Consider the following 20,080-nt stretch of genomic DNA (forward strand, 5'->3'; position numbering starts at 1 on the left):
AGTCGGCCGTGGCCGCTCGCTCTGATGCAGAGGTCGAGGCACGCCCGAGTTGTTTTTATCGTAATTTGATTACGCATAACGTAATTTGATCGACATCCACCGTCAAGCTATAAAGACGCCAATTTGTTTCCGGATCACAGCGCCACCATGGAAAAAACCAGCGACAACAACGGTAAACAGAAAGTCCGCTCGGCCGAGGTTGGCACCGACATCCTCAAGGCTCTGGCCGAGTTGTCGCCCTCGACTTCTCTGTCGCGCCTGGCCGAACATGTGCAGATGCCGGCGAGCAAGGTTCACCGCTATTTGCAGGCCCTGATCGCCAGCGGCTTTGCCGAGCAGAACGCTGCCACCAACCATTACGGCCTGGGCCGTGAAGCCCTGCGCGTGGGGTTGGCGGCACTCAATAGTATGGACGTGCTGAAAGTCGCCGCCCTGCCGCTCGCCGAGTTGCGCGATGACTTGAACGAAACCTGCTTTCTGGCGGTGTGGGGCAATCAGGGCGCGACCGTGGTGCATATCGAACCGGCGGTGCGCGCGGTGACGGTGGTGACACAACTGGGCTCGGTGTTGCCATTGCTCAGTTCTTCGACAGGGCTGGTATTTGGCGCTTACCTGCCCGCACGTGAAACCGTGGACCTGCGCGATCAGGAGTTGCACAACAGCAGCGCCCACGCCTTGGCCGATCCGCAGGTGTACACGACGATGTGCGAGCAGATCCGTCAAAGGGGCCTGCATCATGTGCATGGGTTGTTGATGCCCGGCGTGGATGCCTTGTCGGCACCTGTGTTCAACGCGATGGGCAAGATTGCGGCAGTACTGACCGTGGTCGGGCCGACCTCGCTGTTTCACGCCGATGAAAACGGTCCGGCTGCGCAGCGCTTGTTGGCGGCCACCCGAGCGGTGAGTTGGCGCATGGGGTTCGATCCCGCCACGTCGCCCCTCTGAACGCAGCGGTTGTGCCGGCTACGCGTGCAATATCAACCCCATCTTCTTCGCCATGGCCACGGCTTGAGTACGACGTTCAACACCCAACTTGCTATGAATTCGCCGGGCATGGGTTTTAACCGTATGCAATGAAATGAACAGTTGCTCGGCGATTTGCTGATTGGAGTTGCCTTGAGCAATCAGGCCAAGCACTTCAAGCTCTCGTCCACTCAACAGGCTGGCGTCGGTGGTCATGTCCGCCGTTGGTGCCACCCCCTGTAATCGGCTGAGCAAACCAGGCTGGCGCAAAGCCAATTCGCGTAATGCCTGCTGCCCGTTGCAGCGGCTCACCAGCGCCAGTCCCGCATCGAGTGCAGCCTTGGCCGACGCAGTGTCGCCCGTCCGGTCCGCCACTTCGCATAGCGCCAGTTGCAGCTCTGTTTCCAGCGCCAACATGGCGTGCTGTTGTGCGTGATCGAGCAATTCCCTGAGCCGACCCAGTGGGTCTGGCGCCTGGTCCAGATGGGGTTGTGCCAACACCAATTGGTATTCCACCCGGGCAATCAGCTGAAGCGTGGCCGGTGGCGCCTGGCGCGCACGAGGCCCGCGATAGTGACGCAAAACACGGGTCAGCGCCTCACAGGCCAACTCCGGTCGCCCTTGTTGCAGCCAGAAATGGCTGCTGATCTGCAGCAGCACACTACGATAAACGGTATCGGGAATCTGCCGCTGCTGCATCACGCGCTCGGCTTCGCGCAGGCGATCAAACGCGTGGGCGTAATCGCGCTGATTCGCGGCTATCTGCGCTTGCCCAAGAAAGCCATACAGCGCGTGCTTGTCCTGGCTTTGCAGGCAATCCTCGAGGCCGGACTGGAAGAAACCGGCGGCCAACTCATCTTGTCCCTGACAGAGGGCCAGCCGTCCTCGCCGCAGGGCAATTTGCCCCAACAACGGCGTCGGTCGATCAGCCTGTCGGGACAACAGTGCAAAAACATCAGCCAACAAGCTCTCGGCGCGCCGGGACGCTCCGCGCAGCTCCAGCAACTGTGCGTGATCGAGTTCAAGCAGCCCTTCGAACAACAGCGAACCCTGGGCGCGCGCCAGACACAACGCCTCGCGATTGAACGCCTGTGCCGCATCGAGTTCGGCGTTGAGCAACGCCTGCTGGGTCAGGCCCGACAGGCACAACAATCGCGCCGGCCAGGCATCGACGCTCAACTCGCCCAGCGCATCGAGAAAGTGCGCGCGGGCCGCCTCCATGCGGCCTTGCAAATGCAGCAACCAGCCCTGTTGCGCCTGCCAGCGCGCCAGCAGTTGCCGCTGCAGCGCCTCCGTAGGCTGCGGGGTAAATCGTGCCAGTTGCTCGATGCACTCGGCGGCATGATCGAAGCGCCCGGCAAACAACAACGCAGCGGTAACCAGCCCCACCAATTGCGGCGTGACCAGGGTCAGCTCAGCATGCTGACGCTCGTGGAGTTTCAACAACAGACAGACATTTTCGCGCTGGAACAAATGCTCGAAACTGAAGTGCTGCAACAGGCTGACAGCGACTTCGTACTCTTGAGCCAGCAGCGCCTGCTCGAATGCGCCTTGCCAGTCTTCTTCGGCGCTGAACCATTGGCATGCGCGGCGGTGCCAGGATCGCCCCGCCGGAGTCGGCTCTTCACGCATCGCCCGGGCCAGTGGCTCGAAGATCCGCAACCACTCGACGGAGTCTTCCCAGGGCTCGATGAAGCAGCCCATTTCCTGCAACGCGTGCAGCCACTGCGCGCCCTCCCCCATACCGAAAAGATGCTCGCACAAGCTGGCGTTGAAGCGTGGCAGATGAACCAATACCAGCCAGACCTCAATCAACTCCGATGGCAAGGTGTTGAACAACTCGTGTTGCAGATAATCGAGCAATGTTGCCGAACGCCCCTGCTCACCCGCCCACGGGCAACCATTGAGTAACGCGATCCGCACGCCAGCGCACCAGCCTCCGCTGCGCTCAACCACCCTTTTGGCGGTTTGTGCTGCCAGGGTCGGCTCGACATGACTGAGCAACTGCCCGACCTCGGCCTCGGTAAACGCCAGCGCCCGACCTTCGCACTCGTACAACTCATCATCCAGCAGCAGCCGCGGCCAGTTGCAGGCTGGTCGTCGACGGGAGCTCAGCCACCAGGTAACCGTCGGGCTGGCGACGGCCAACAGGCGATCGAGCATCCGGTCGAGTTCCGGGTTGGGTGCGCGACAGAAATCGTCGAGAAACAGCCAGGTCGGCGCCTGTAATCGGGCCAAATGCGCCAGCAGCCCCGGCTCGTCCGCCGAGGGCAGATCCAGCGCTTGCGTCAGGCGCAACAGAAAATCCGCCGCACTCAACGGCTGCCCCGCCAGCGGCAGCCAACAGACCCGACAGTGCTCCGGCGCTCGCAACAGGCATTCGGTGAGCAACGCGCTCTTGCCACTACCGGCCGGTGCACAAAGCAACTTCACCCGCGCAGTCGAGACCAGCATGGGCTCAATCAGCCGCTCGCGGGACAGATGATGGGACGACAGTCGGGGCAGGAAGCCAGGGCGGTCCAGACAGTGCGTCATTGCAGTCATTGTGGTGCGCCTTTTTTTATAATTCTGGCGCCACCCTAGCCCCCTCCCGAGCGCTTGTTGAAGAAGTATTCAACACACTGATCGCCCCCTATAAAAAAGGTGACCATGAAGTCACCCTTTTATGTAGGAGGCTGTAGGAAACCTACCTTACCCCCGTGCTACGCAAGGCCGCTGGTGTGTAGTCCCCCGCCTTTGCATCGATGTTGAATTCGAAACTGCGCTTCTCTTCGTTCTTCATTCCCAGGGCGATATAGCGACCGGCAATCAGGTCATACAGCGCTTCGACGGTGTAGGCCGGCACCTGGTGATCGTAGTAGAACTGGGCATGACCTTCGGCAACGCGCCAGAGCTGGCCACGCCCGTCGTAGTGGTCGGCCAGCGCCACTTGCCAGCTGTCTTCATCGATGTACATGTGGCGCTTGGCGTACACGTGCCGCTCACTCGGCTTGACCGTGGCGACGATTTCCCAGACCCGGTGCAACTCATAGCGAGTCAGGTCCTGATTGATGTGCCCGGCCTTGATCACGTCGGTGTACTTGAGGTCTGGCGAGTCGAGCTTGTAGCTGTTGTAGGGGATGTACATCTCCTTCTTGCCGACCAGTTTCCAGTCGTAGCGATCCGGCGCGCCGGAAAACATGTCGAAGTTGTCGGTGGTGCGCAGTCCGTCGGATGAGGTGCCGACACCGTCATAGGCTACCTGTGGCGCACGCCGCACCCGCCGCTGGCCTGCGTTGTAGATCCAGGCCTTGCGCGGTTCCTTGACCTGGTCGAGGGTTTCGTGAACCAGCAACACGTTGCCCGCCAGCCGCGCCGGTGCGGTCACTTCCTGCTTGAAGTAGTTGAGGACGTTATCGTCGCTGCCCGGTTTCAGATCGCTGAGCAACGACGGCACGGCGACCTCGTCCTTGAAGCGGATCACCGTGAAATCGCCATTGGACTGCGGTGTTGCCTGGGTGATGGTGCGCCGCAGATTGCCGCCGTGGTAACGGGTCACGTGGTTCCAGATCACTTCCACGCCGTTCTTCGGAATCGGGAATGCGTAGTAGCGATTGCCGGTGAAATTGGCCAGACCGTTACCGTCGTTGATCGGTGTTACGTTCAGCGCACTGCGCTTGGCCGACTCATAAATCTCCGTCGGCAATGCCACGGTACGGTGGCTTGGGTAGACCGGAATCCGGTAGGTCTCGGGGTAGCGCTTGAACATCGCTATCTGGCCGTCGGAGAGCTTGTCCTTGTACTTGTCGACGGTCGCCGCGGTGATCACGAACAACGGTTTTTCGCCGGCGAAAGGGTCAGCCAGGAAACCCTTGCTGTCCACCGCGCCCGCGTTTTTCGGGATGCCGCCGGTCCAGGCCGGAATCGAGCCATCGGCATTGCCGGCCTTCTCCGCACCGAGCGGCGTAAGGCTGGTGCCGAGCTTGTTGGCTTCTTCCGGCGCCACTGCGGCCATCACGTTGGCGGCCAGCAACCCGAGGGTCAGCGCGCCCAGTTGCAACATTGTCTTGCGCATCGAAATCATCCTTATCAGCCAGATCAGAAGTTCACGCCAAAGCTCAACGCCACGAAGTCCCGGTCGGTCAGGGTGTTGAAGTCCCCGCCGAAAAAGTCGGTGTAACTGAGGCTCGCGGTATAGGTGTTGCGATAGTCCGCATCGACACCGAGGCTGATGGCCTTGGCGCCTTCGTTGAACAGACCGTTGGGGCCAAAGCCTGAGACGTCGTGGGACCACGAGAGGTTGGGCCTGAAATTGATCCCGGCGATGAGGTTGTTGTAGTCGAGGATGGCCCGGGCGCGATAACCCCATGAAGTCGAGGTCACGAAGCCGTCGGTATCACCGCCGAATCCATACTGGCCATACACCGAGTCGCGGCCGTAGCGCAGTTTGGTACGTGCTTCCAGACCACCGACCCGAACCACCGCCGCCTCGCCCACCAGCGTCAGGCGATCCGCACCCGCGACCTGATCGAAGAAGTGCGTCAGGGTGCTCTGGATCTGCGTCACCTCCTTGCGGCGATAGCCTTTGTTGTCGGCCCCCGGTGACGTGGCAATGGGCGATGCTGCTCCACCCGCGATAGGGTTGAGCAACGCCAGGGTCAGGTCATTGGTGTTGACCTGCACCGGGGCGTTGGGGCGGTAGCTGATTTCCCCGCTCCATGCGGTGCCGGTGGGTAACGTGGTGGCGAAGCTGGCGCCGTAGAGGCGGATGTCCTCCGGGTATTCGAGGTAATACTGGCCGCGACCGAGCATCACACTTTGGGCCAGGCCTGAACCGGTGCCAGGCGCGATGCGGTTGGCGGTAGCGACGATCCCCGGAATGCTCGCCAGCGTACTGAGGCCGGCGGTGGTGGTCCCGACGCTCGGGCCGCGGCTGTGGTAGTTCAAGAAATACAGGCCGTATTCGGTGTCATCCCCCAGCCAGCGCAACGCCGTACCCCACTGCCCGGAATCCCGGGCATCGCGGTCGCCGCCACGGGGAACGATCACGCCCTCCTTGCTGACCTCGAAGCCCTGGCCAAAGGCAGCCGCAATCGGCTGCAACGGTGCAATGGCCGGGCTGGCGACGGTGTAGCCCTTGTTGCAGCCGTCCGCCACCACATCGACACCAAAGAAGGTGCCACAGTTGTCGACGACCGTCTGGTCCCATTCCAGTTGGTAGAAGCCTTCGACAGTCAACTTCTCCGTCAGGCCCTGGGAGGCGAACAGCATGTTGACCGGGATCAGGCCCTCCTTGATCTCGGCACCAGGACGACGGAACGCAGACACGTCGACCGGGTTGATGCTGTTGATGGAGTTGCCGATGAAAGTGCTCTCTCCCCAACTGACCACCTGCTTGCCGGCGCGCACCGTGCCCGGCAAATCGGCGAGGGAGTAGTTGTGGTAGACGAAAGCGTCGAGGATTTGTCCGCCAGAAGACTTGGCGCCTTCTTTGCGATTGTGATCGCTGATGTCCTTGAACGGGCGGCTCTCATCCTTCAGTTCGAAGTCGTACCAGTACTTGCCACGCACAAACGCACCGGTGTCGCCGTACTTCAACTCGAGGTCGTGAATACCTTTGAAGATCTTCGAGTAGGTTTCGCCCTTCTTGAAGTTCAATCGCCCGTCGTCGCCGGTCGAAGACTGGCCGGAACCGCCGTTGACAATGCCCACCAGGGATTTATCTGCGTCACGCATGCCCCAGCTCGCGCCGACCGACAACGAGGAGTCGAACGTCCCCTCGATTTCCCCGATGTTGAATGAAAGGGCCTGCGCCTGGGCGCAACAGCCTAATGCGACCGCAGCCGCCAGCGCCTGCGGTGTGAAGATGGCGCGCATTGTTGTTTTTGTCATGCGTCTTCCCCGGTGAGTGACAGAAGGCCTCACCCTACTGCCGGGCACCGGGGTCGATAAGCGCACCAAGGAGGTATTCGTGGTGTACCTCTAAAGGATGACTGGCACCGGGGCATCATCCAGGCGAAGAGCGCCCGATTCCTGACTGTTGCCCGGACTGCAACAGTGCATGTCCGGAATTGGTATTTTTCCTACAACACCAAGGGCTTATTCTTATCTGGCTGCTACAGTAAACCGTCGTAAGGCACGATGTGCCGGCTCGCGCCGTGATGAAAGATTTCAGATGAATCGAAGATTCGGTTTATCGCCCCATGTTCACTGACGTTGATTTGTAGCTCCTGATCCAACGTCTTACCTTGGCCGCTGCGTTTGCAGCGGCCTTTTTTATGGGCAATGATTTTTGATGAGTAACGGTTGCCAGTCGGTAACCCTGACCATCCAGACAAAATTTCGCACGCCTACATTTCTTTCAGAAAACGGCTACAAGCACAGGTAACCACCAACAGCACTCACGCCATTAAGTTGAACAGCAAGTCGGCGAACGACTTCAAACTTACTTATTGCGAGTGCAACCATGAAACCCATCAACTACAACCAGTATCGCTCGACCAGAAGCGTCAACAGTCGAGTACGCTTTCTGATCCTTCACTACACGGCTGCTAACTTTTCAAGTTCTGTCAGCGCCCTGACCGGCCCGAATGTCAGCGCGCACTATCTGATTCCGGATATCACCGACCCCAGTTACCTGAGAGCCGGTTATACCGGGCAGGAAGTATTCAGTCTGGTGGATGAAACTTATCGCGCGTGGCACGCGGGCGTCAGCCAGTGGGGTAACCGCAGCAATCTGAATGACACGTCCATCGGCATTGAAGTCGTCAACCTGGCGACTGACAACAACGGTGAATTCACCTTCCCGCCGTACCACCCCGAGCAGATTGCTGCAATTGAACAACTGGCGCTGAACATCCTCAAGCGCTACCCGGATATCACGCCGACGCAGGTTTTGGGCCACTCCGATGTTTCGATCGGCCGCAAAAGTGACCCGGGGCCTATGTTTCCCTGGCAGGCGCTGTACTTGAAAGGTGTTGGTGCCTGGTTCGATGAAACCACTCGGGACGAGTATCTGTGCCAATACAGGACATCGGGCATCCCGGCCCGAAGCGAATTGCTGGGTTTGTTCAAAACCTATGGATACGATATTTCGGGGGCATCAATGGAGGGTGGTTTTAAACAGTTGGTGCGGGCATTCCAGATGCATTTTCGTCCGGACAATCACGATGGGCTGATAGACGCGCAGACAGCCGCAAACCTGGCCGCGCTGGTACACAAGTACTTCCCTGAACCACCTGCGAAAACCGGACTGTGATCCGACATTGAAAAACCGGCAAGGTCACTGTACGTGACCTTGCCGGCACTGGAGAAGCGAATAGCTCTACCCATTTCACCATTTTAATTGGGTTTCTTACAGAGCTCTGGCAAACCGCTCGTGTAAAACGCCTCCTGTAAGCACGTAAGAAATTTCCATCTTTTAAAGAGAATTAATTCTTACCCTCGAAATTCCCACAAATTCCTTACGCAATTACTCACAGCCTTCTCAGACCATTCATCCGCGAGTCTGCTGTAAATTAAAACGTATCAAGAATTCGCCGGTGACACGGACATCACTACCAGCCACTCTCGCGCATTTAATGCTCAGCGATTCATCAAGCACATTCAAAAAGGACATGAATATGCAGAAGCCTCCACCATTGGTATTAACTGAAGCTATCCATACAACTGCAATAGCGCCTCCCCACATACCCATAATTCGCGGAACATTCCCAACCCTCCCTCACAGTGGAATGTTTGGCATTCCCCATAACGTAGTAGCCAATTCACGGGAACATACTACTCACAGCATGAGAACTGATCAGGAGTTTCAAACACGTACAGAACAAATAGCACAATCCATAGAGCAAGATCTGGCCGCAACGCGGTTAGAAGGCCCCACTCACCCCCTTTCCTCCTGCGCAGGCAATAACTCGAGAGTTAGGAGTGCGCCACACGCTAATTGCCAGAAAGACCGCTGAAGCACATCAAAAAATTCTGCTTTCCCACCAGTTCTTTGGGGATAACCCGCTCAATAAAGACTTTCATGATTACTATCGAAAAGCGCGGAGCATCGATAGTAAGGTTAGTCCAAAAGGAATTGCCATGCAGAATTGGGCCGCGTCGTACAGAGCTGCCCACGAAGCGAATTTGCTAACGCTATCAATCCAGATGCTCAACCAGCAACAAGCTGAAGTCTATAAGTGGTTGGCCACCGTACAGGCCATTGATCAGGAGCACGCAGCGGCAGCGGCAGCGGCAGCGGCAGAAGCCCAACGAATCGCTGCTGAACAGGCACGAATCAGGGCGGAATCTGAAGCACAAGCCCTTGCGCAAGAGCAGGCCCGGTTAGCCACATTGGCAGAAGCCGAACGAGTCGCCGCCGAGCAAGCCCGGATTGCCGCTGAGGCCGCCGCACGGTACATCGCCGCGGAGCAGGCTCGCCAGGAAGCGGAGGCCGAAGTACAGCGTCAAGTCGAGGAGCTGCGCCTGGAAAATCAACGGTTAGCCGAGGAAGAAGCCCGTCGCAATGCAATGGACTCGCTGAACACCGCACAAAGCCTTCGCCTGTTTCCCATATCGGGTGCGGCGGCGGCAAGCGGTCCGGTGTTCACAGTTGCAGCGGGAACGTTAGCGCTCGATGCGGCAACCACCCTCGCGATCAGGACTGCTGTGCGCTCAGCCGCCGCCACTGCAATCACGGCTTTGGCAGCGGTCGTCGGAACAGCTTCAGGCGTTGTGATAGTTGTTGGCGTTGCAGCACTGGTTTACTACGCGCTACGGGATAACAAAGAACCGTACGCCTTGAGCGTGCCGCTCTCGGATCTCACGGCCTATGATGTCGACGAGTTGCATGCCATCGCCCACACCAATGGTGAAGTCGAACTGTCGGTCGCCATGGGCTCCAAAACCACGGAAAACACCACGGAGTTCGCTATTGCCGTTGCAAATGGCACAACGGTGCTTGGCAAAGTGCCGGTGCGGCTCGCCACCTATGATCCAGTTCTAAACCTTTACAGGAGCGAGACCCCGGACGCCCGGTCCCCCGGAATGACATGGACGCCAATTATCAGCCCGGGCAATGCGTCAACGGCTCTTCCTGTGGAACAACCGGTCGCTGCCCCCTACACCGGCGCAACCGCAACCGCCCTCGAAGGAAGGATAGATACAAACCCGGAGCTGGATCTATACAGTTTTGGCGGATCTATTTACATATTCCCGACTGACTCGGGTATTCCGCCGCAGTTTGTGATGTTCAGGGATCGGCGGAGCGAACCCGGTGCATCTAGCGGTGCTGGAAAGTTAGTATCTGAAAATTGGATGAGGACTGCCTCAATGCCCGAAGGTGCACCGATCCCCGCGCAGATTGCGGATAAACTCCGAGGACGGAGGTTTTCGTCATTTAAAAATTTCCGGAGTGAATTTTGGAAGGCTGTGAGTAACGATGAGCTACTGAGCGGCCAGTTTACAAAACTAAGGCAAATGGACATGAAGCAGGGACTCGCTCCAGCTACTTCCCCTCAAGATCAAGTGGGTAGGAGAGTCAAGTATGAAATCCACCATATCATCCCAATCGGAGAAGGTGGCGAAGTCTACGACATGGACAATCTCCAAATCATGACACCTAAATCGCATATCCAAATTCACGCAAAGACAAAAGGAGTAAAAAATGACTCTTAAAAACAAATTAGAAGAATACACAGAAGCCGAATACATGGCTTTAATCGAGCGCTTGTTCGAAGGCAATTACGCCTCTGAAGAAGAACACGATGCAATTGTTGAAAACATTGTTGCCACTTCAGAGCATCCCGATGGCACAGGCATTTTGTATGACCCTAGAGAGGGTGTTGAGGATAGCCCGACAGGTGTGATAAATGCAATAAAACAGTGGCGGTCAGATAACGGGAAAACTGGCTTTAAAGTCTAAAACAGGTAAATAAAAGAGGAGCAAGCACCTAAGCTTTCTCCTCTTTCAAACTTTCTTTACAAAGAATACCTCTGCAAATTCCCCATCATTTCCTTCAGCGCTTCGATGTTGTCCTTCGGATGCGCTGCGCCTTCGAAATCGCAAATCTGCTGCCAGTGCGCCGCCACGTCTTCCGGGGAGAAACCTGCCCGTGGATCGAACCCGACACCGAGGCTGCGCTCCCAGCGGACCTTGCCCATCCAGCCGCCGCCGACTTCGAACAGGCCGGAAGTTTCCTGGCAGCTCTCGCTGGCCAGGTACACCACCAGCGGGCTGACCAGCTCCGGTTTGAGCTGTTCGAAGACTTGCGGCGGGATCAGGCCTTCGGTCATGCGCGTACCGCCGGTGGGGGCGATGGCGTTGACCAGGATGTTGTTCTTGCGGCCTTCGATGGCCAGGGTGCGGGTCAGCCCATAGAGACCGAGCTTGGCCATGCCGTAATTGGACTGGCCGAAGTTGCCATAGATGCCCGAGGTCGACGCAGTGAAAATCACCCGGCCGTAATTCTGTTCACGCATGTGCGGCCAGGCGGCGCGGGTGACTTTGTAGGCGCCTTCGACGTGGACGCGGTAAACCAGGTCCCAGTCGGCGTCTTCCATTTTGTGGAAGGTCTTGTCGCGCAGGATTCCGGCGTTGTTGACCACTACGTCGACGCGACCGAAGACATCCAGGGCGTGTTGCACCAGTTTGTCGCCGTCGGTGACCGAGTCGTGGTTGGACTCGGCGATGCCGCCGGCCTCGCGAATCTCCGCGACCACGCGGTCGGCGGCCGAAGCGTTGGCGCCTTCACCCTGGGCCGAGCCGCCAAGATCGTTGACCAGCACCCTGGCGCCCTGTTTGGCGAACAGCAGTGCATGCGCCCGTCCCAGGCCGCCACCGGCACCGGTGATGATCACGACTTTATCTTCGAAGCGCACAGACTCATTCATGGGGGGACTCCAGCAGGCCAAGTGACAATGAGTCCGAGTTTCAGGCACGGCGCTGCCGGTCACAATGAACACGGGGGAGGCTGAATGGTGCGCAATAAGGCTGGGGGATGATTGATGGAGAAATAGACAGGCCCCCTCGCCACAACAGTTCAATCCAAGGCTCAGGAACACGCCACCTTGCGCGGCGGCAAGAGCAGTTGATCGCGAAACGCCAGGTAGTGCTTGAGCACCTCGCAGGGTGCCTCGATCTGTGGGTAATGGCCAATGTCAGGCAACACCACCGTGTCCGCTTCCGGTATCAGTTCCCGATAACGCTCGACCATATGCACGCCGGAGACTGGATCGACCCCGCCATCGATCACCCGCAGCGGCACTTCACCGCGCTGCATCGCGCTCACCCAGCGGTTGCGCCAGACGCGGCGCTCCGGGATGTAGGCGATCAGTTTATGCATGATCCGTGGCCCGCGATGACTTTCGACCAGGCTCCAGAAGTCATCCATCTGGCTTTCGCTGGGACGGGTCCGCGGGCCGAAAATCTGTCGAAAGCTTCTCACCAGACCATCGCGGCTGAAGGCGCGGCCAATCATCCAGCCCAACGGGCTGAGCAAGAGTTTTTGCATCAGTACCGGGCGATGGGTTTCCGGAAACAACCCGCCATTGAGAAACACGCAACTGGCCAGCTCCACCTTGGATTCGTAATGCCGGGCCAGCAGTTCCTGGGCCACGCTGTCGCCATAATCGTGGGCGAACAGGTGCACCGGCTGCTCTACATTCAAGTGTTCAAGCAGTGCCTGTTGCAGATCCGCTTGCTCCAGCAGGCTGTATTGGTGATTCGCCGGTTTGGCCGAATCGCCGAAGCCCAACATGTCACAAGCGATCACGCGAAAACGCTGGGTCAATGGCTGCCACAGGTAATGCCAGTCCCAACTGGCGGACGGAAAGCCGTGAATGAGCAACAGCGGCTCCCCCTGCCCTGCTGTCCAGTAACGGATGCTCTGGCCATGGAATACGAACTCCTGGCTGCGTTTGCGCCAGACACACAAGGGGATCTCGGCGAGTTCCATCAGAGTTTATAACCCGGGTCCAGTTTATCGAGTTTGCGTAGCAGTGCTGGCCAGGCCAGCGCTCCGCCCATTCCTTGAGTACTTCTGGTGACACCCGCGATCATGGCTTTGGCGCCGGCCAGAATCTGCGGTTCGATGGCGATCAGTTCAGCGCCACCGTTTTGCGCCATGACCTGAATGTCGCAGGCACGCTGAAAGGTAAACATCATCAGGAACGTATCGGCGATGGTGCTGCCGCAGGTCAGCAGACCGTGGTTATGCAGCATCAGGAAATTGTTTTCACCAAGGTCGGCCTGCAGCCGGACTTTCTCGTCATGGTTGAGCGCCACGCCTTCGTAGGCGTGGTAGGCCAGGCTGGAAAGCACGAACAACGACTGTTGGCTGATCGGCAAGATCCCCTGCTTCTGTGCCGACACGGCAACCCCCGAAGCCGTGTGGGTGTGGAGCACGCAGACGACATCGTGACGGACTTCATGCACGGCGCTGTGGATGGTGTAACCCGCCGGATTGATCTCGTAAGGACTGTCCATCAGCTTGTTCCCGGCCTGATCCACCTTGACCAGGCTCGACGCGGTCATTTCGTGAAACATCAACCCGAACGGGTTGATCAGGAAGTCTTCGGTGCCCGGCACCTTGGCGGAGATGTGGGTAAAAATCAGATCATCCCAGCCATGCTGGGCCACCAGACGATAACAGGCAGCGAGGTCGACGCGGGTCTGCCACTCGGCAGCACTGACCTGGTCTTTGACACTATGTGGCGATTGGGCGGGAGCGACAGTCACGGCTGGGAACCTCGGTTTTTATTATGGAGTGTTTCCAATGAATACCGAGTCTAGTCAGCCCTACGGGTTCGTGTAGTTGCATTGGCAGCCAGCTTGATGGCCGAACGAGTCAGCAGGCCAGGAAGGTTGGATCCATGTCAAATAGCCGCCACCGGAGAAGGTGGGGGCGTGCATTCAGCCGCCCCGTCAGAACCATGACGACTCCGGTTGCGAGCGCTTCGAGCCGTGGCAGTCAGCCCTGTAGCGCGCCGGCCAGTTCCGCCAGCCAAGGCTCGGCGTCCGCCTCCGGGGTCACGCTTTCGCTGGCATCCAGGCGCAGCATCGGCAGGACTTCGCGGATGCCCAGTTCACCGAACAACTCACGCATCAGTTCGCCCCCCCCACAAAACGTATCGCCATAACTCGCATCGCCCAGGCCGATCACCGCACCCGGCAAGCCACGCCAGGCAGCGGGCAACTGGTCACGAATCGAGAAATACAGCGGTTGCAGATTATCCGGCAACTCGCCCATGCCAGTGGTCGACGTCACCGCCAGAAAGGCTTCGGGCCCAAACGCCTGGATATCGGCGAGGGTCGCACGCGGGTTGTGCCAGGTTTCGAAACCGGCGGCTTTCAACTGGCTGGCGGCGTGGCGGGCAACTTCTTCGGCCGTGCCGTACACCGAGCCGGAAATGATGGCGACTTTCATAAATCTGATCCTGGATCCGGGTAAAAGACCCGGATATTAACAGCACGGTCGGGATTGTTCTTTTAGAATGCGATCGACAATCAATCAGGAAAGGATACTCCGATGATTGACGCTCAACTGCTGCAAATGGTGATCAACGCTTCAAACGACGGTATCGTGATTGCCGAAAAGGAAGGCGAGCAAGACAACATCCTCATTTACGTCAACCCCGCGTTCGAACGCCTGACGGGGTACTCCAGCGAAGAAATTCTCTATCAGGATTGCCGCTTCCTGCAGTCGGGGGACCGCGACCAGGAAGCCCTGCCATTGATTCGCGACGCCTTGAACCGTGAAGGATCCTGTCGGGAAATACTGCGCAACTACCGCAAGGACGGCACATCGTTCTGGAATGAGTTGTCCCTTTCAACGGTGAAAAATCCAGCGGACGGGCAAACCTACTTTGTCGGTGTACAGAAAGACATCACCGTGCAGGTCAAGGCGCAGCAACGCGTGGCTCACCTGGAGGGGCAGTTGGCTGAACTCCAGGCCGAGCTTGCTGCGCTCAAGGCGACGAACGGCAAAAACCAAATCCGGAATTAATGGTCAGTAAATATAATCACCACTGACTTTGTAATTATATCTTGCGAGTTGGCCATGCAACGCGACGCACTCCTGACCCAGGATGAGCTGGATTTCATCCAGACCATGCAGCACAACCCGCAACTCAATGTGCGGGATGCGACGTCGAGCCTGCTGGTCAACGGTGGATCGCAAATCCGTGACCTGCTCACCCGCCTGGCGGCCCATGAGCAGGTCACCATTCACGCCAGCTTCGAAAACCAGCAAATGACCTTCCCCCTGCATCTGGTGGAAGACGAGTTCCATGCGCTGCATTTGCGTCTCGGCGTGCCGAGCATCTATGAAGGCGGGCCGATGGTCCGGCCTTGGCGCCTGGTACTGGACGAACCGGTAGCGCTGGAAAACGCCAAGGGTCAACCTGGCGCCCTGTGGGTACACGAAGTGTCGTGCAAAGGGGTTTTGCTGGAGGTTCGCAACAAGACCAAGCCGCCGAAGCATTTCGCCTTGTGGTTCAGCCCGTCAGGCTATGAGCGGATTGCCTTGCGCGGCACTTTCGAGAAAGAAAACGAACAGGGCTTCTACGCCTATCAGCTGAGCCAGAGCGATACGGACGAAACCGAGCGTCTGCGCCAGTTCATCCTGCAACAGCATCGCTTGACTCATCCAGCGCTGCACCTCTGAACTTCAAGTATCCAGAGTACCCGCCAGGAACTGCTTCAGACGCTGGCTCATGACCTCCCCTTCATTGCCCAGGCAACCGATCGATGAGCTGGCGAGGCTCTCCCGTGCCAGGTCAGAAGCATCACCGGCCAACAACAATCGACACTCCAGGCTCATGGCCAGGCGATTCAAACGCCGGGGCAGCTCGGGAGCCGGCGCATGATTGGAAAACAGCACCAGCGCCTGGGGCTTGGTCCGTTCACAGACCAGGGTCAACTCATCGAACGGCTGACCAATGGGCAGCACTCGAACCCCCATTTGCGGGCTGCTCAGGAACAAGGCGGCAATCAGTAATTCGAGTTCCCGGCAATGGCCAACCAAGGCACAGATGATCACTCGCCGTGGCCGGGTATCGCGAATCAACAGCAGGCGTTGCAACACCCGCGACCGCAGGAAACCATCGAAAAAGATCCATTCGCTGGCCCCGCCGAATTGATCCTGGCGTTGCAGCAATTGCCTCCATACCGGGAGAAGAATGTCTTGAAATACCACCGGCAGGGAGTAGCTGGAAAAAACCTGTCCGTACACCTGCTCCAGCTGAACGTCGTCAAACGCGCTGACGGCAACCCGGATCTGCTGTTGCCATTGAGCGTAGTCGGCCAGCACGAGGTCGTTGGGAATGATGTGGGACAGCGTTTGCAGGGGGGACCGCCCTGGCCAGTAACGTGCCGATTTTGCTGACCGCCACCCCGCGGTCGATCCAGCCGAGAATGCTGCGAACACGCTCGATATCGGTCATTGAATAGAGGCGATGCCCACTTTCAGTGCGTGTCGGCACGATCAGACCGTAGCGCCGCTCCCATGCGCGAAGGGTGACCGGGTTGATACCGGTCAGGCGCGCCACCTCGCGAATCGGAAAGAGCTGCGCCTGATCAAGGAAGACAGCCTGCGGTACACCTGAGGTTACGCCAGTAAGGACAGGCATCTGGAGTTGTACATTCATGTGCAGATGAATTCCCATTCTAACTCCGCTGTACTGTAATGATTCAAGTTCATAATCGAAGAAAAACGCTAAAAGACGAAACCGGCAGAATCAGGAATAATCCTTGCTTGTTCCGAGTCGCAGCCCACCACCCCGGCGCTGCGCCTGGCGAAGTTCCTATCCGGAGCGACGCGAATGTCTTATGGAGATACACAATGTCTACCCCACCCGTCACGCTGATGGTCGCGCGTCGCGTTGCCAACGGTCGCTATCAAGACCTGATCACCTGGTTGCGCGAAGGCGAACAACTGGCCACCGACTTTCCTGGCTACCTCGGCTCCGGCGTACTCGCACCTCCGCCCGGCGATGACGAATTCCAGATTATCTTTCGCTTCGCCGACGAGCAGACCCTGCATGCCTGGGAGCATTCCGCCTCGCGCAGCGCCTGGCTCGGACGCGGCAGCGAGCTGTTCGCCCACCCGACGGAACATCGGGTCAGCGGCATTGAGGGTTGGTTCGGTGCCACCGGCCAACGCCCGCCGCGCTGGAAACAGGCCGTGGCGATCTGGCTGGCGTTCTTTCCGGTTTCACTGCTGTTCAACTTTGTGCTGGGGCCGCTGCTGAGCGAGATGGCGCTACTGCCCCGGGTGTTCATCAGCACCCTGTGCCTGACGCCGTTGATGGTGTATTTCTTCATCCCGCTTTCGACCCGTCTGCTGGCCAATTGGCTGAACAGCACACCCGTGCGCCGCTTGCCCGTCGAACCCTCCACACAAAACCACTGATGATCTCTTGTGGGAGCGGGCTTGCTCGCGAAGGCGGCGTATCAGTCAACATTTGTACTGTCTGACATCACGCTTTCGCGAGCAAGCCCGCTCCCACACAGGCCCGTTTTACACAATAGGTAGAGTGCTCCCGTCGCTGGTATAGTTTTGCTCTCACCGCGACGCGAGCCGTTCATGACTTCTTCCGCAGCCCCTATCCTCATTACCGGCGCCGGCCAGCGTGTCGGCCTGCACTGCGCCCGGCGACTGCTGGAAGATGGCCATCGCGTGATTTTCAGCTACCGCAGCGAGCGTCCCGGTGTGCAAGCCCTGCGCGATCTGGGGGCCACTGCGATGTTCGCGGACTTCGCCAGCGAGGCCGGGATCCTCGCCTTCATCGGCGAACTGAAAACCCACACCGACTGTTTGCGGGCGATTGTCCACAACGCCTCCGAATGGCTGGCCGAAACACCGGACACTGACGCCGCAGCATTCACCCGCATGTTCAGCGTGCACATGCTGGCGCCTTACCTGATCAACCTGCATTGCGCCGAACTGCTGCAACGCTCGAGCCCCGCCGACATCGTGCACATCAGCGATGACGTGACCCGCAGGGGCAGCAGCAAGCACATCGGCTATTGCGCCAGCAAAGCCGGGCTCGACAGCCTGACCCTGTCCTTCGCCGCCAGGTACGCGCCGGCCATCAAGGTCAACGGGATTGCGCCAGCCCTGCTACTGTTCAAGCCTGAGGACGACGCCGCCTACCGCGCCAAAGCGCTGGCCAAGTCCGCGCTGGGCATCGAGCCTGGCTGCGAAGTGATCTACCAGAGCCTGCGCTATCTGCTCGACAACCCTTATGTCACCGGCACCACCCTGACCGTCAATGGCGGAAGGCACATCAAATAAGTGTCCCGCGAGGATTTACCATGACGTTATCCCTGCCCCAGAACGCCCTGTCCCAGAGCTATCGCGAGATCCTCATCGGCGTCGGCGAAAACCCCGACCGCGAAGGGTTGCTCGATACGCCGATGCGCGCGGCCAAAGCCATGCAGTACCTTTGCCATGGTTACGAGCAAAGTGTCGAAGAGATCGTCAATGGCGCGCTGTTCGCCTCCGACAACGATGAAATGGTGATCGTCGACAACATCGAGCTGTACTCGCTTTGCGAACACCACATGCTGCCCTTCATCGGCAAGGCGCATGTGGCTTATATTCCAACCGGCAAGGTGCTGGGCCTGTCGAAGATTGCACGGCTGGTGGACATGTTCGCCCGGCGCCTGCAAATCCAGGAAAACCTCACCCGGCAAATCGCCGAAGCCGTGCAACAGGTGACCGGCGCAGCAGGCGTCGCAGTGGTCATCGAAGCGCAGCACATGTGCATGATGATGCGCGGCGTCGAGAAACAGAATTCGACCATGAACACCTCGGTGATGCTCGGCGCCTTCCGCGAGTCGAGCAACACCCGCCAGGAGTTCCTGCAATTGATTGGACGGAGCAAGTAGCAATGCCACAACTTCAGCCAGGCATGGCACGCATCCGGGTCAAAGACCTGTGCCTGCGTACCTTCATCGGCATCAATGAGGACGAAATCCTCAACAAGCAGGATGTGCTGATCAACCTCACCATTCTGTACGCAGCCCAGGAAGCGGTACGGGACAACGACATCGATCACGCGTTGAACTACCGCACGATCACCAAGGCGATCATCGCCCACGTGGAAGGCAACCGCTTTGCGCTGCTCGAACGCCTGACCCAGGAAATTCTCGACCTGGTGATGGCCAACGCATCGGTGCTCTACGCCGAGGTGGAAGTCGACAAGCCCCACGCGCTGCGATTCGCCGAGTCGGTATCGATTACGCTTGCAGCGAGCCGCTAGCTACAAGCTTCAAGCGCCAGGCTGTAAACTTCGACCTACCGCAATCCATCTTGCAGCTCCCAGCTGTCTCGCAGAGACCTCCCATGAACGATCAACAACGCCTGGAACTCGAAGCCGCCGCCTTTCGCCGGCTGGTGGCCCACCTGGACAGCCGCAAGGATGTGCAGAACATCGACCTGATGAACCTCTCGGGCTTCTGCCGCAACTGCCTGTCCAAGTGGTACAAGGCGGCGGCTGACGAGCGCCAGATCGAGGTCAGCCTCGACGAAGCCCGCGAAGTGGTTTACGGCATGCCGTACGCCGAATGGAAAGCCCAATATCAGCAAGAAGCCAGCGCCGAACAACAAGCGGCGTTCGCCAAAGGAAAACCCAATGAGTGATTTGAACACCCTGCGCGCCAGCCTCAACAGCGGCGAACACGCCTTCGCCGACACCCTGGCCTTCATCGCCGCCGGTTACGACTATCAGCCTCAGGCCTTCAACAATGGCGGCGTGGAAAACGCGGCCGGGCAAAACGAAGGCTCGTGCAAGACCCTGGGTCTGGCGCTGCTCGAAGGCTTGAGCGATGCGGAAGCCCTGCTGGCTTTCGGCGAGCATTACCGCTCGGTGTTGGCGACGCCGGAAGGCAGCGATCACGGCAATATCCGCGCGTTGATCGCCCATGGTCTGGCCGGTGTGAAGTTCTCTCAGCAACCGCTGGCTCGCCGCTGATTTAATTCGCTGCCGATTAAACCTGTAGGAGCGAGCCCGCTCGCGATGGACTGAAGAACGCCACGGGGTGTCAGGCACCCAGCGTCATCGTTCACGACCATCGCGAGCAAGCTCGCTCCTACAGGTTTTGCGTTCATGGCGCGGAATGGATCACAAGCACAACCCGACTTTTAAGATT

19 protein-coding genes and 1 pseudogene are annotated in these 20,080 nt (G+C 58.6%); 12 read left to right on the forward strand and 8 right to left on the reverse strand.

Features of this window, described 5'->3' with window-relative positions; all coding sequences use genetic code 11:
• Positions 1-147 precede the first annotated feature (147 nt).
• On the forward strand, positions 148-945 hold the full coding sequence (locus ACEN8Q_RS18945; protein WP_413703562.1) for an IclR family transcriptional regulator: 798 nt from the start codon (positions 148-150) through the stop codon (positions 943-945).
• 18 nt (positions 946-963) lie between these two features.
• Here ACEN8Q_RS18945 and ACEN8Q_RS18950 read toward each other — a convergent pair whose 3' ends face one another.
• The 3 genes from ACEN8Q_RS18950 to ACEN8Q_RS18960 all read right to left on the reverse strand — a co-directional run bounded on the left by ACEN8Q_RS18950 (position 964) and on the right by ACEN8Q_RS18960 (position 6,834).
• Positions 964-3,507: a LuxR C-terminal-related transcriptional regulator gene (locus ACEN8Q_RS18950; RefSeq protein ID WP_413703563.1), complete on the reverse strand. Its 2,544-nt coding sequence runs from the start codon at positions 3,505-3,507 to the stop codon at positions 964-966.
• Between the two features lie 142 nt (positions 3,508-3,649).
• Positions 3,650-5,017, reverse strand: coding sequence for a DUF1329 domain-containing protein (locus tag ACEN8Q_RS18955; RefSeq protein WP_413703564.1), 1,368 nt, complete (start codon positions 5,015-5,017; stop codon positions 3,650-3,652).
• 23 nt (positions 5,018-5,040) lie between these two features.
• Positions 5,041-6,834 carry a DUF1302 domain-containing protein gene (locus tag ACEN8Q_RS18960; protein ID WP_413703565.1) on the reverse strand — a complete coding sequence of 598 codons (1,794 nt, stop codon included), beginning with the start codon at positions 6,832-6,834 and terminating at the stop codon, positions 5,041-5,043.
• A 574-nt stretch (positions 6,835-7,408) separates the two neighbouring features.
• Here ACEN8Q_RS18960 and ACEN8Q_RS18965 point away from each other — a divergent pair.
• The 3 genes from ACEN8Q_RS18965 to ACEN8Q_RS18975 all read left to right on the forward strand — a co-directional run bounded on the left by ACEN8Q_RS18965 (position 7,409) and on the right by ACEN8Q_RS18975 (position 10,849).
• The gene (locus ACEN8Q_RS18965) at positions 7,409-8,200 is read left to right on the forward strand and encodes an N-acetylmuramoyl-L-alanine amidase (RefSeq protein WP_413703566.1); all 792 of its coding nucleotides are present in this window, start codon (positions 7,409-7,411) and stop codon (positions 8,198-8,200) included.
• A 668-nt stretch (positions 8,201-8,868) separates the two neighbouring features.
• Positions 8,869-10,602, forward strand: coding sequence for an S-type pyocin domain-containing protein (locus ACEN8Q_RS18970; RefSeq protein ID WP_413703567.1), 1,734 nt, complete (start codon positions 8,869-8,871; stop codon positions 10,600-10,602).
• Entirely contained in the window at positions 10,592-10,849 is a 258-nt protein-coding gene (locus ACEN8Q_RS18975; protein ID WP_413703568.1) for a bacteriocin immunity protein, read from the forward strand. The genes ACEN8Q_RS18970 and ACEN8Q_RS18975 overlap by 11 nt, the downstream gene beginning before the upstream one ends.
• A 56-nt stretch (positions 10,850-10,905) precedes the next feature.
• Here ACEN8Q_RS18975 and ACEN8Q_RS18980 read toward each other — a convergent pair whose 3' ends face one another.
• The 4 genes from ACEN8Q_RS18980 to ACEN8Q_RS18995 all read right to left on the reverse strand — a co-directional run bounded on the left by ACEN8Q_RS18980 (position 10,906) and on the right by ACEN8Q_RS18995 (position 14,351).
• Positions 10,906-11,817: an SDR family oxidoreductase gene (locus ACEN8Q_RS18980; protein WP_413703569.1), complete on the reverse strand. Its 912-nt coding sequence runs from the start codon at positions 11,815-11,817 to the stop codon at positions 10,906-10,908.
• Between the two features lie 161 nt (positions 11,818-11,978).
• A complete protein-coding gene (locus ACEN8Q_RS18985) occupies positions 11,979-12,881 on the reverse strand; it encodes an alpha/beta fold hydrolase (protein ID WP_413703570.1) in 903 nt (300 codons plus the stop codon).
• Positions 12,881-13,663, reverse strand: a complete 783-nt coding sequence (locus tag ACEN8Q_RS18990) for a class II aldolase/adducin family protein (RefSeq protein WP_413703571.1) — start codon at positions 13,661-13,663, stop codon at positions 12,881-12,883. The genes ACEN8Q_RS18985 and ACEN8Q_RS18990 overlap by 1 nt, the downstream gene beginning before the upstream one ends.
• Positions 13,664-13,895: 232 nt before the next feature.
• Positions 13,896-14,351 carry a flavodoxin gene (locus ACEN8Q_RS18995; protein WP_413703572.1) on the reverse strand — a complete coding sequence of 152 codons (456 nt, stop codon included), beginning with the start codon at positions 14,349-14,351 and terminating at the stop codon, positions 13,896-13,898.
• Positions 14,352-14,453: 102 nt separating this feature from the next.
• Here ACEN8Q_RS18995 and ACEN8Q_RS19000 point away from each other — a divergent pair, with 102 nt between their 5' ends.
• Both ACEN8Q_RS19000 and ACEN8Q_RS19005 read left to right on the forward strand, forming a co-directional pair.
• On the forward strand, positions 14,454-14,930 hold the full coding sequence (locus tag ACEN8Q_RS19000) for a PAS domain S-box protein (protein WP_413703573.1): 477 nt from the start codon (positions 14,454-14,456) through the stop codon (positions 14,928-14,930).
• 54 nt (positions 14,931-14,984) lie between these two features.
• Positions 14,985-15,590: a hypothetical protein gene (locus ACEN8Q_RS19005; RefSeq protein WP_413421063.1), complete on the forward strand. Its 606-nt coding sequence runs from the start codon at positions 14,985-14,987 to the stop codon at positions 15,588-15,590.
• 3 nt (positions 15,591-15,593) lie between these two features.
• On the opposite strand, the pseudogene ACEN8Q_RS19010 reads toward ACEN8Q_RS19005, so the two are convergent.
• Positions 15,594-16,554 (reverse strand): annotated as a pseudogene (locus ACEN8Q_RS19010) (MerR family transcriptional regulator).
• A 212-nt stretch (positions 16,555-16,766) separates the two neighbouring features.
• Here ACEN8Q_RS19010 and ACEN8Q_RS19015 point away from each other — a divergent pair.
• From ACEN8Q_RS19015 to ACEN8Q_RS19040, 6 genes are all read left to right on the forward strand, one after another.
• Positions 16,767-17,336 carry an antibiotic biosynthesis monooxygenase gene (locus tag ACEN8Q_RS19015; protein ID WP_413421065.1) on the forward strand — a complete coding sequence of 190 codons (570 nt, stop codon included), beginning with the start codon at positions 16,767-16,769 and terminating at the stop codon, positions 17,334-17,336.
• Between the two features lie 174 nt (positions 17,337-17,510).
• Complete coding sequence (folM, locus tag ACEN8Q_RS19020; protein WP_413421067.1) at positions 17,511-18,221, forward strand: dihydromonapterin reductase; 711 nt, start codon at positions 17,511-17,513, stop codon at positions 18,219-18,221.
• 20 nt (positions 18,222-18,241) lie between these two features.
• Positions 18,242-18,817, forward strand: coding sequence for a GTP cyclohydrolase I FolE (folE, locus tag ACEN8Q_RS19025; protein ID WP_413421069.1), 576 nt, complete (start codon positions 18,242-18,244; stop codon positions 18,815-18,817).
• A gap of 2 nt (positions 18,818-18,819) precedes the next feature.
• Positions 18,820-19,191 (forward strand): dihydroneopterin triphosphate 2'-epimerase, encoded by a 372-nt coding sequence (gene folX, locus ACEN8Q_RS19030; protein WP_007970304.1) that lies wholly within the window; start codon positions 18,820-18,822, stop codon positions 19,189-19,191.
• A gap of 83 nt (positions 19,192-19,274) precedes the next feature.
• Positions 19,275-19,571, forward strand: coding sequence for a DUF1244 domain-containing protein (locus ACEN8Q_RS19035; protein ID WP_015093518.1), 297 nt, complete (start codon positions 19,275-19,277; stop codon positions 19,569-19,571).
• Positions 19,564-19,902, forward strand: coding sequence for a HopJ type III effector protein (locus tag ACEN8Q_RS19040; protein WP_413703574.1), 339 nt, complete (start codon positions 19,564-19,566; stop codon positions 19,900-19,902). The genes ACEN8Q_RS19035 and ACEN8Q_RS19040 overlap by 8 nt, the downstream gene beginning before the upstream one ends.
• Positions 19,903-20,080 lie beyond the last annotated feature (178 nt).

This window comes from Pseudomonas sp. Pseusp16 (genome assembly GCF_047324915.1).
Lineage (GTDB): Bacteria > Pseudomonadota > Gammaproteobacteria > Pseudomonadales > Pseudomonadaceae > Aquipseudomonas > Aquipseudomonas fluorescens_CD.

Bases quoted from the DNA above. Each gene is read 5' to 3' on its own strand.
- ACEN8Q_RS18945 (WP_413703562.1), top strand. From the start codon at position 148: ATGGAAAAAACCAGCGACAACAACGGTAAACAGAAAGTCCGCTCGGCC.
- ACEN8Q_RS19015 (WP_413421065.1), top strand. From the start codon at position 16,767: ATGTCTACCCCACCCGTCACGCTGATGGTCGCGCGTCGCGTTGCCAAC.
- folX (WP_007970304.1), top strand. From the start codon at position 18,820: ATGCCACAACTTCAGCCAGGCATGGCACGCATCCGGGTCAAAGACCTG.
- ACEN8Q_RS18955 (WP_413703564.1), bottom strand. From the start codon at position 5,017: ATGCGCAAGACAATGTTGCAACTGGGCGCGCTGACCCTCGGGTTGCTG.
- ACEN8Q_RS18950 (WP_413703563.1), bottom strand. From the start codon at position 3,507: ATGACTGCAATGACGCACTGTCTGGACCGCCCTGGCTTCCTGCCCCGA.
- ACEN8Q_RS18960 (WP_413703565.1), bottom strand. From the start codon at position 6,834: ATGACAAAAACAACAATGCGCGCCATCTTCACACCGCAGGCGCTGGCG.
- ACEN8Q_RS19040 (WP_413703574.1), top strand. From the start codon at position 19,564: ATGAGTGATTTGAACACCCTGCGCGCCAGCCTCAACAGCGGCGAACAC.
- ACEN8Q_RS18995 (WP_413703572.1), bottom strand. From the start codon at position 14,351: ATGAAAGTCGCCATCATTTCCGGCTCGGTGTACGGCACGGCCGAAGAA.
- ACEN8Q_RS18965 (WP_413703566.1), top strand. From the start codon at position 7,409: ATGAAACCCATCAACTACAACCAGTATCGCTCGACCAGAAGCGTCAAC.
- ACEN8Q_RS18980 (WP_413703569.1), bottom strand. From the start codon at position 11,817: ATGAATGAGTCTGTGCGCTTCGAAGATAAAGTCGTGATCATCACCGGT.
- ACEN8Q_RS18985 (WP_413703570.1), bottom strand. From the start codon at position 12,881: ATGGAACTCGCCGAGATCCCCTTGTGTGTCTGGCGCAAACGCAGCCAG.
- folE (WP_413421069.1), top strand. From the start codon at position 18,242: ATGACGTTATCCCTGCCCCAGAACGCCCTGTCCCAGAGCTATCGCGAG.
- ACEN8Q_RS19005 (WP_413421063.1), top strand. From the start codon at position 14,985: ATGCAACGCGACGCACTCCTGACCCAGGATGAGCTGGATTTCATCCAG.
- ACEN8Q_RS19035 (WP_015093518.1), top strand. From the start codon at position 19,275: ATGAACGATCAACAACGCCTGGAACTCGAAGCCGCCGCCTTTCGCCGG.
- ACEN8Q_RS19000 (WP_413703573.1), top strand. From the start codon at position 14,454: ATGATTGACGCTCAACTGCTGCAAATGGTGATCAACGCTTCAAACGAC.
- folM (WP_413421067.1), top strand. From the start codon at position 17,511: ATGACTTCTTCCGCAGCCCCTATCCTCATTACCGGCGCCGGCCAGCGT.
- ACEN8Q_RS18975 (WP_413703568.1), top strand. From the start codon at position 10,592: ATGACTCTTAAAAACAAATTAGAAGAATACACAGAAGCCGAATACATG.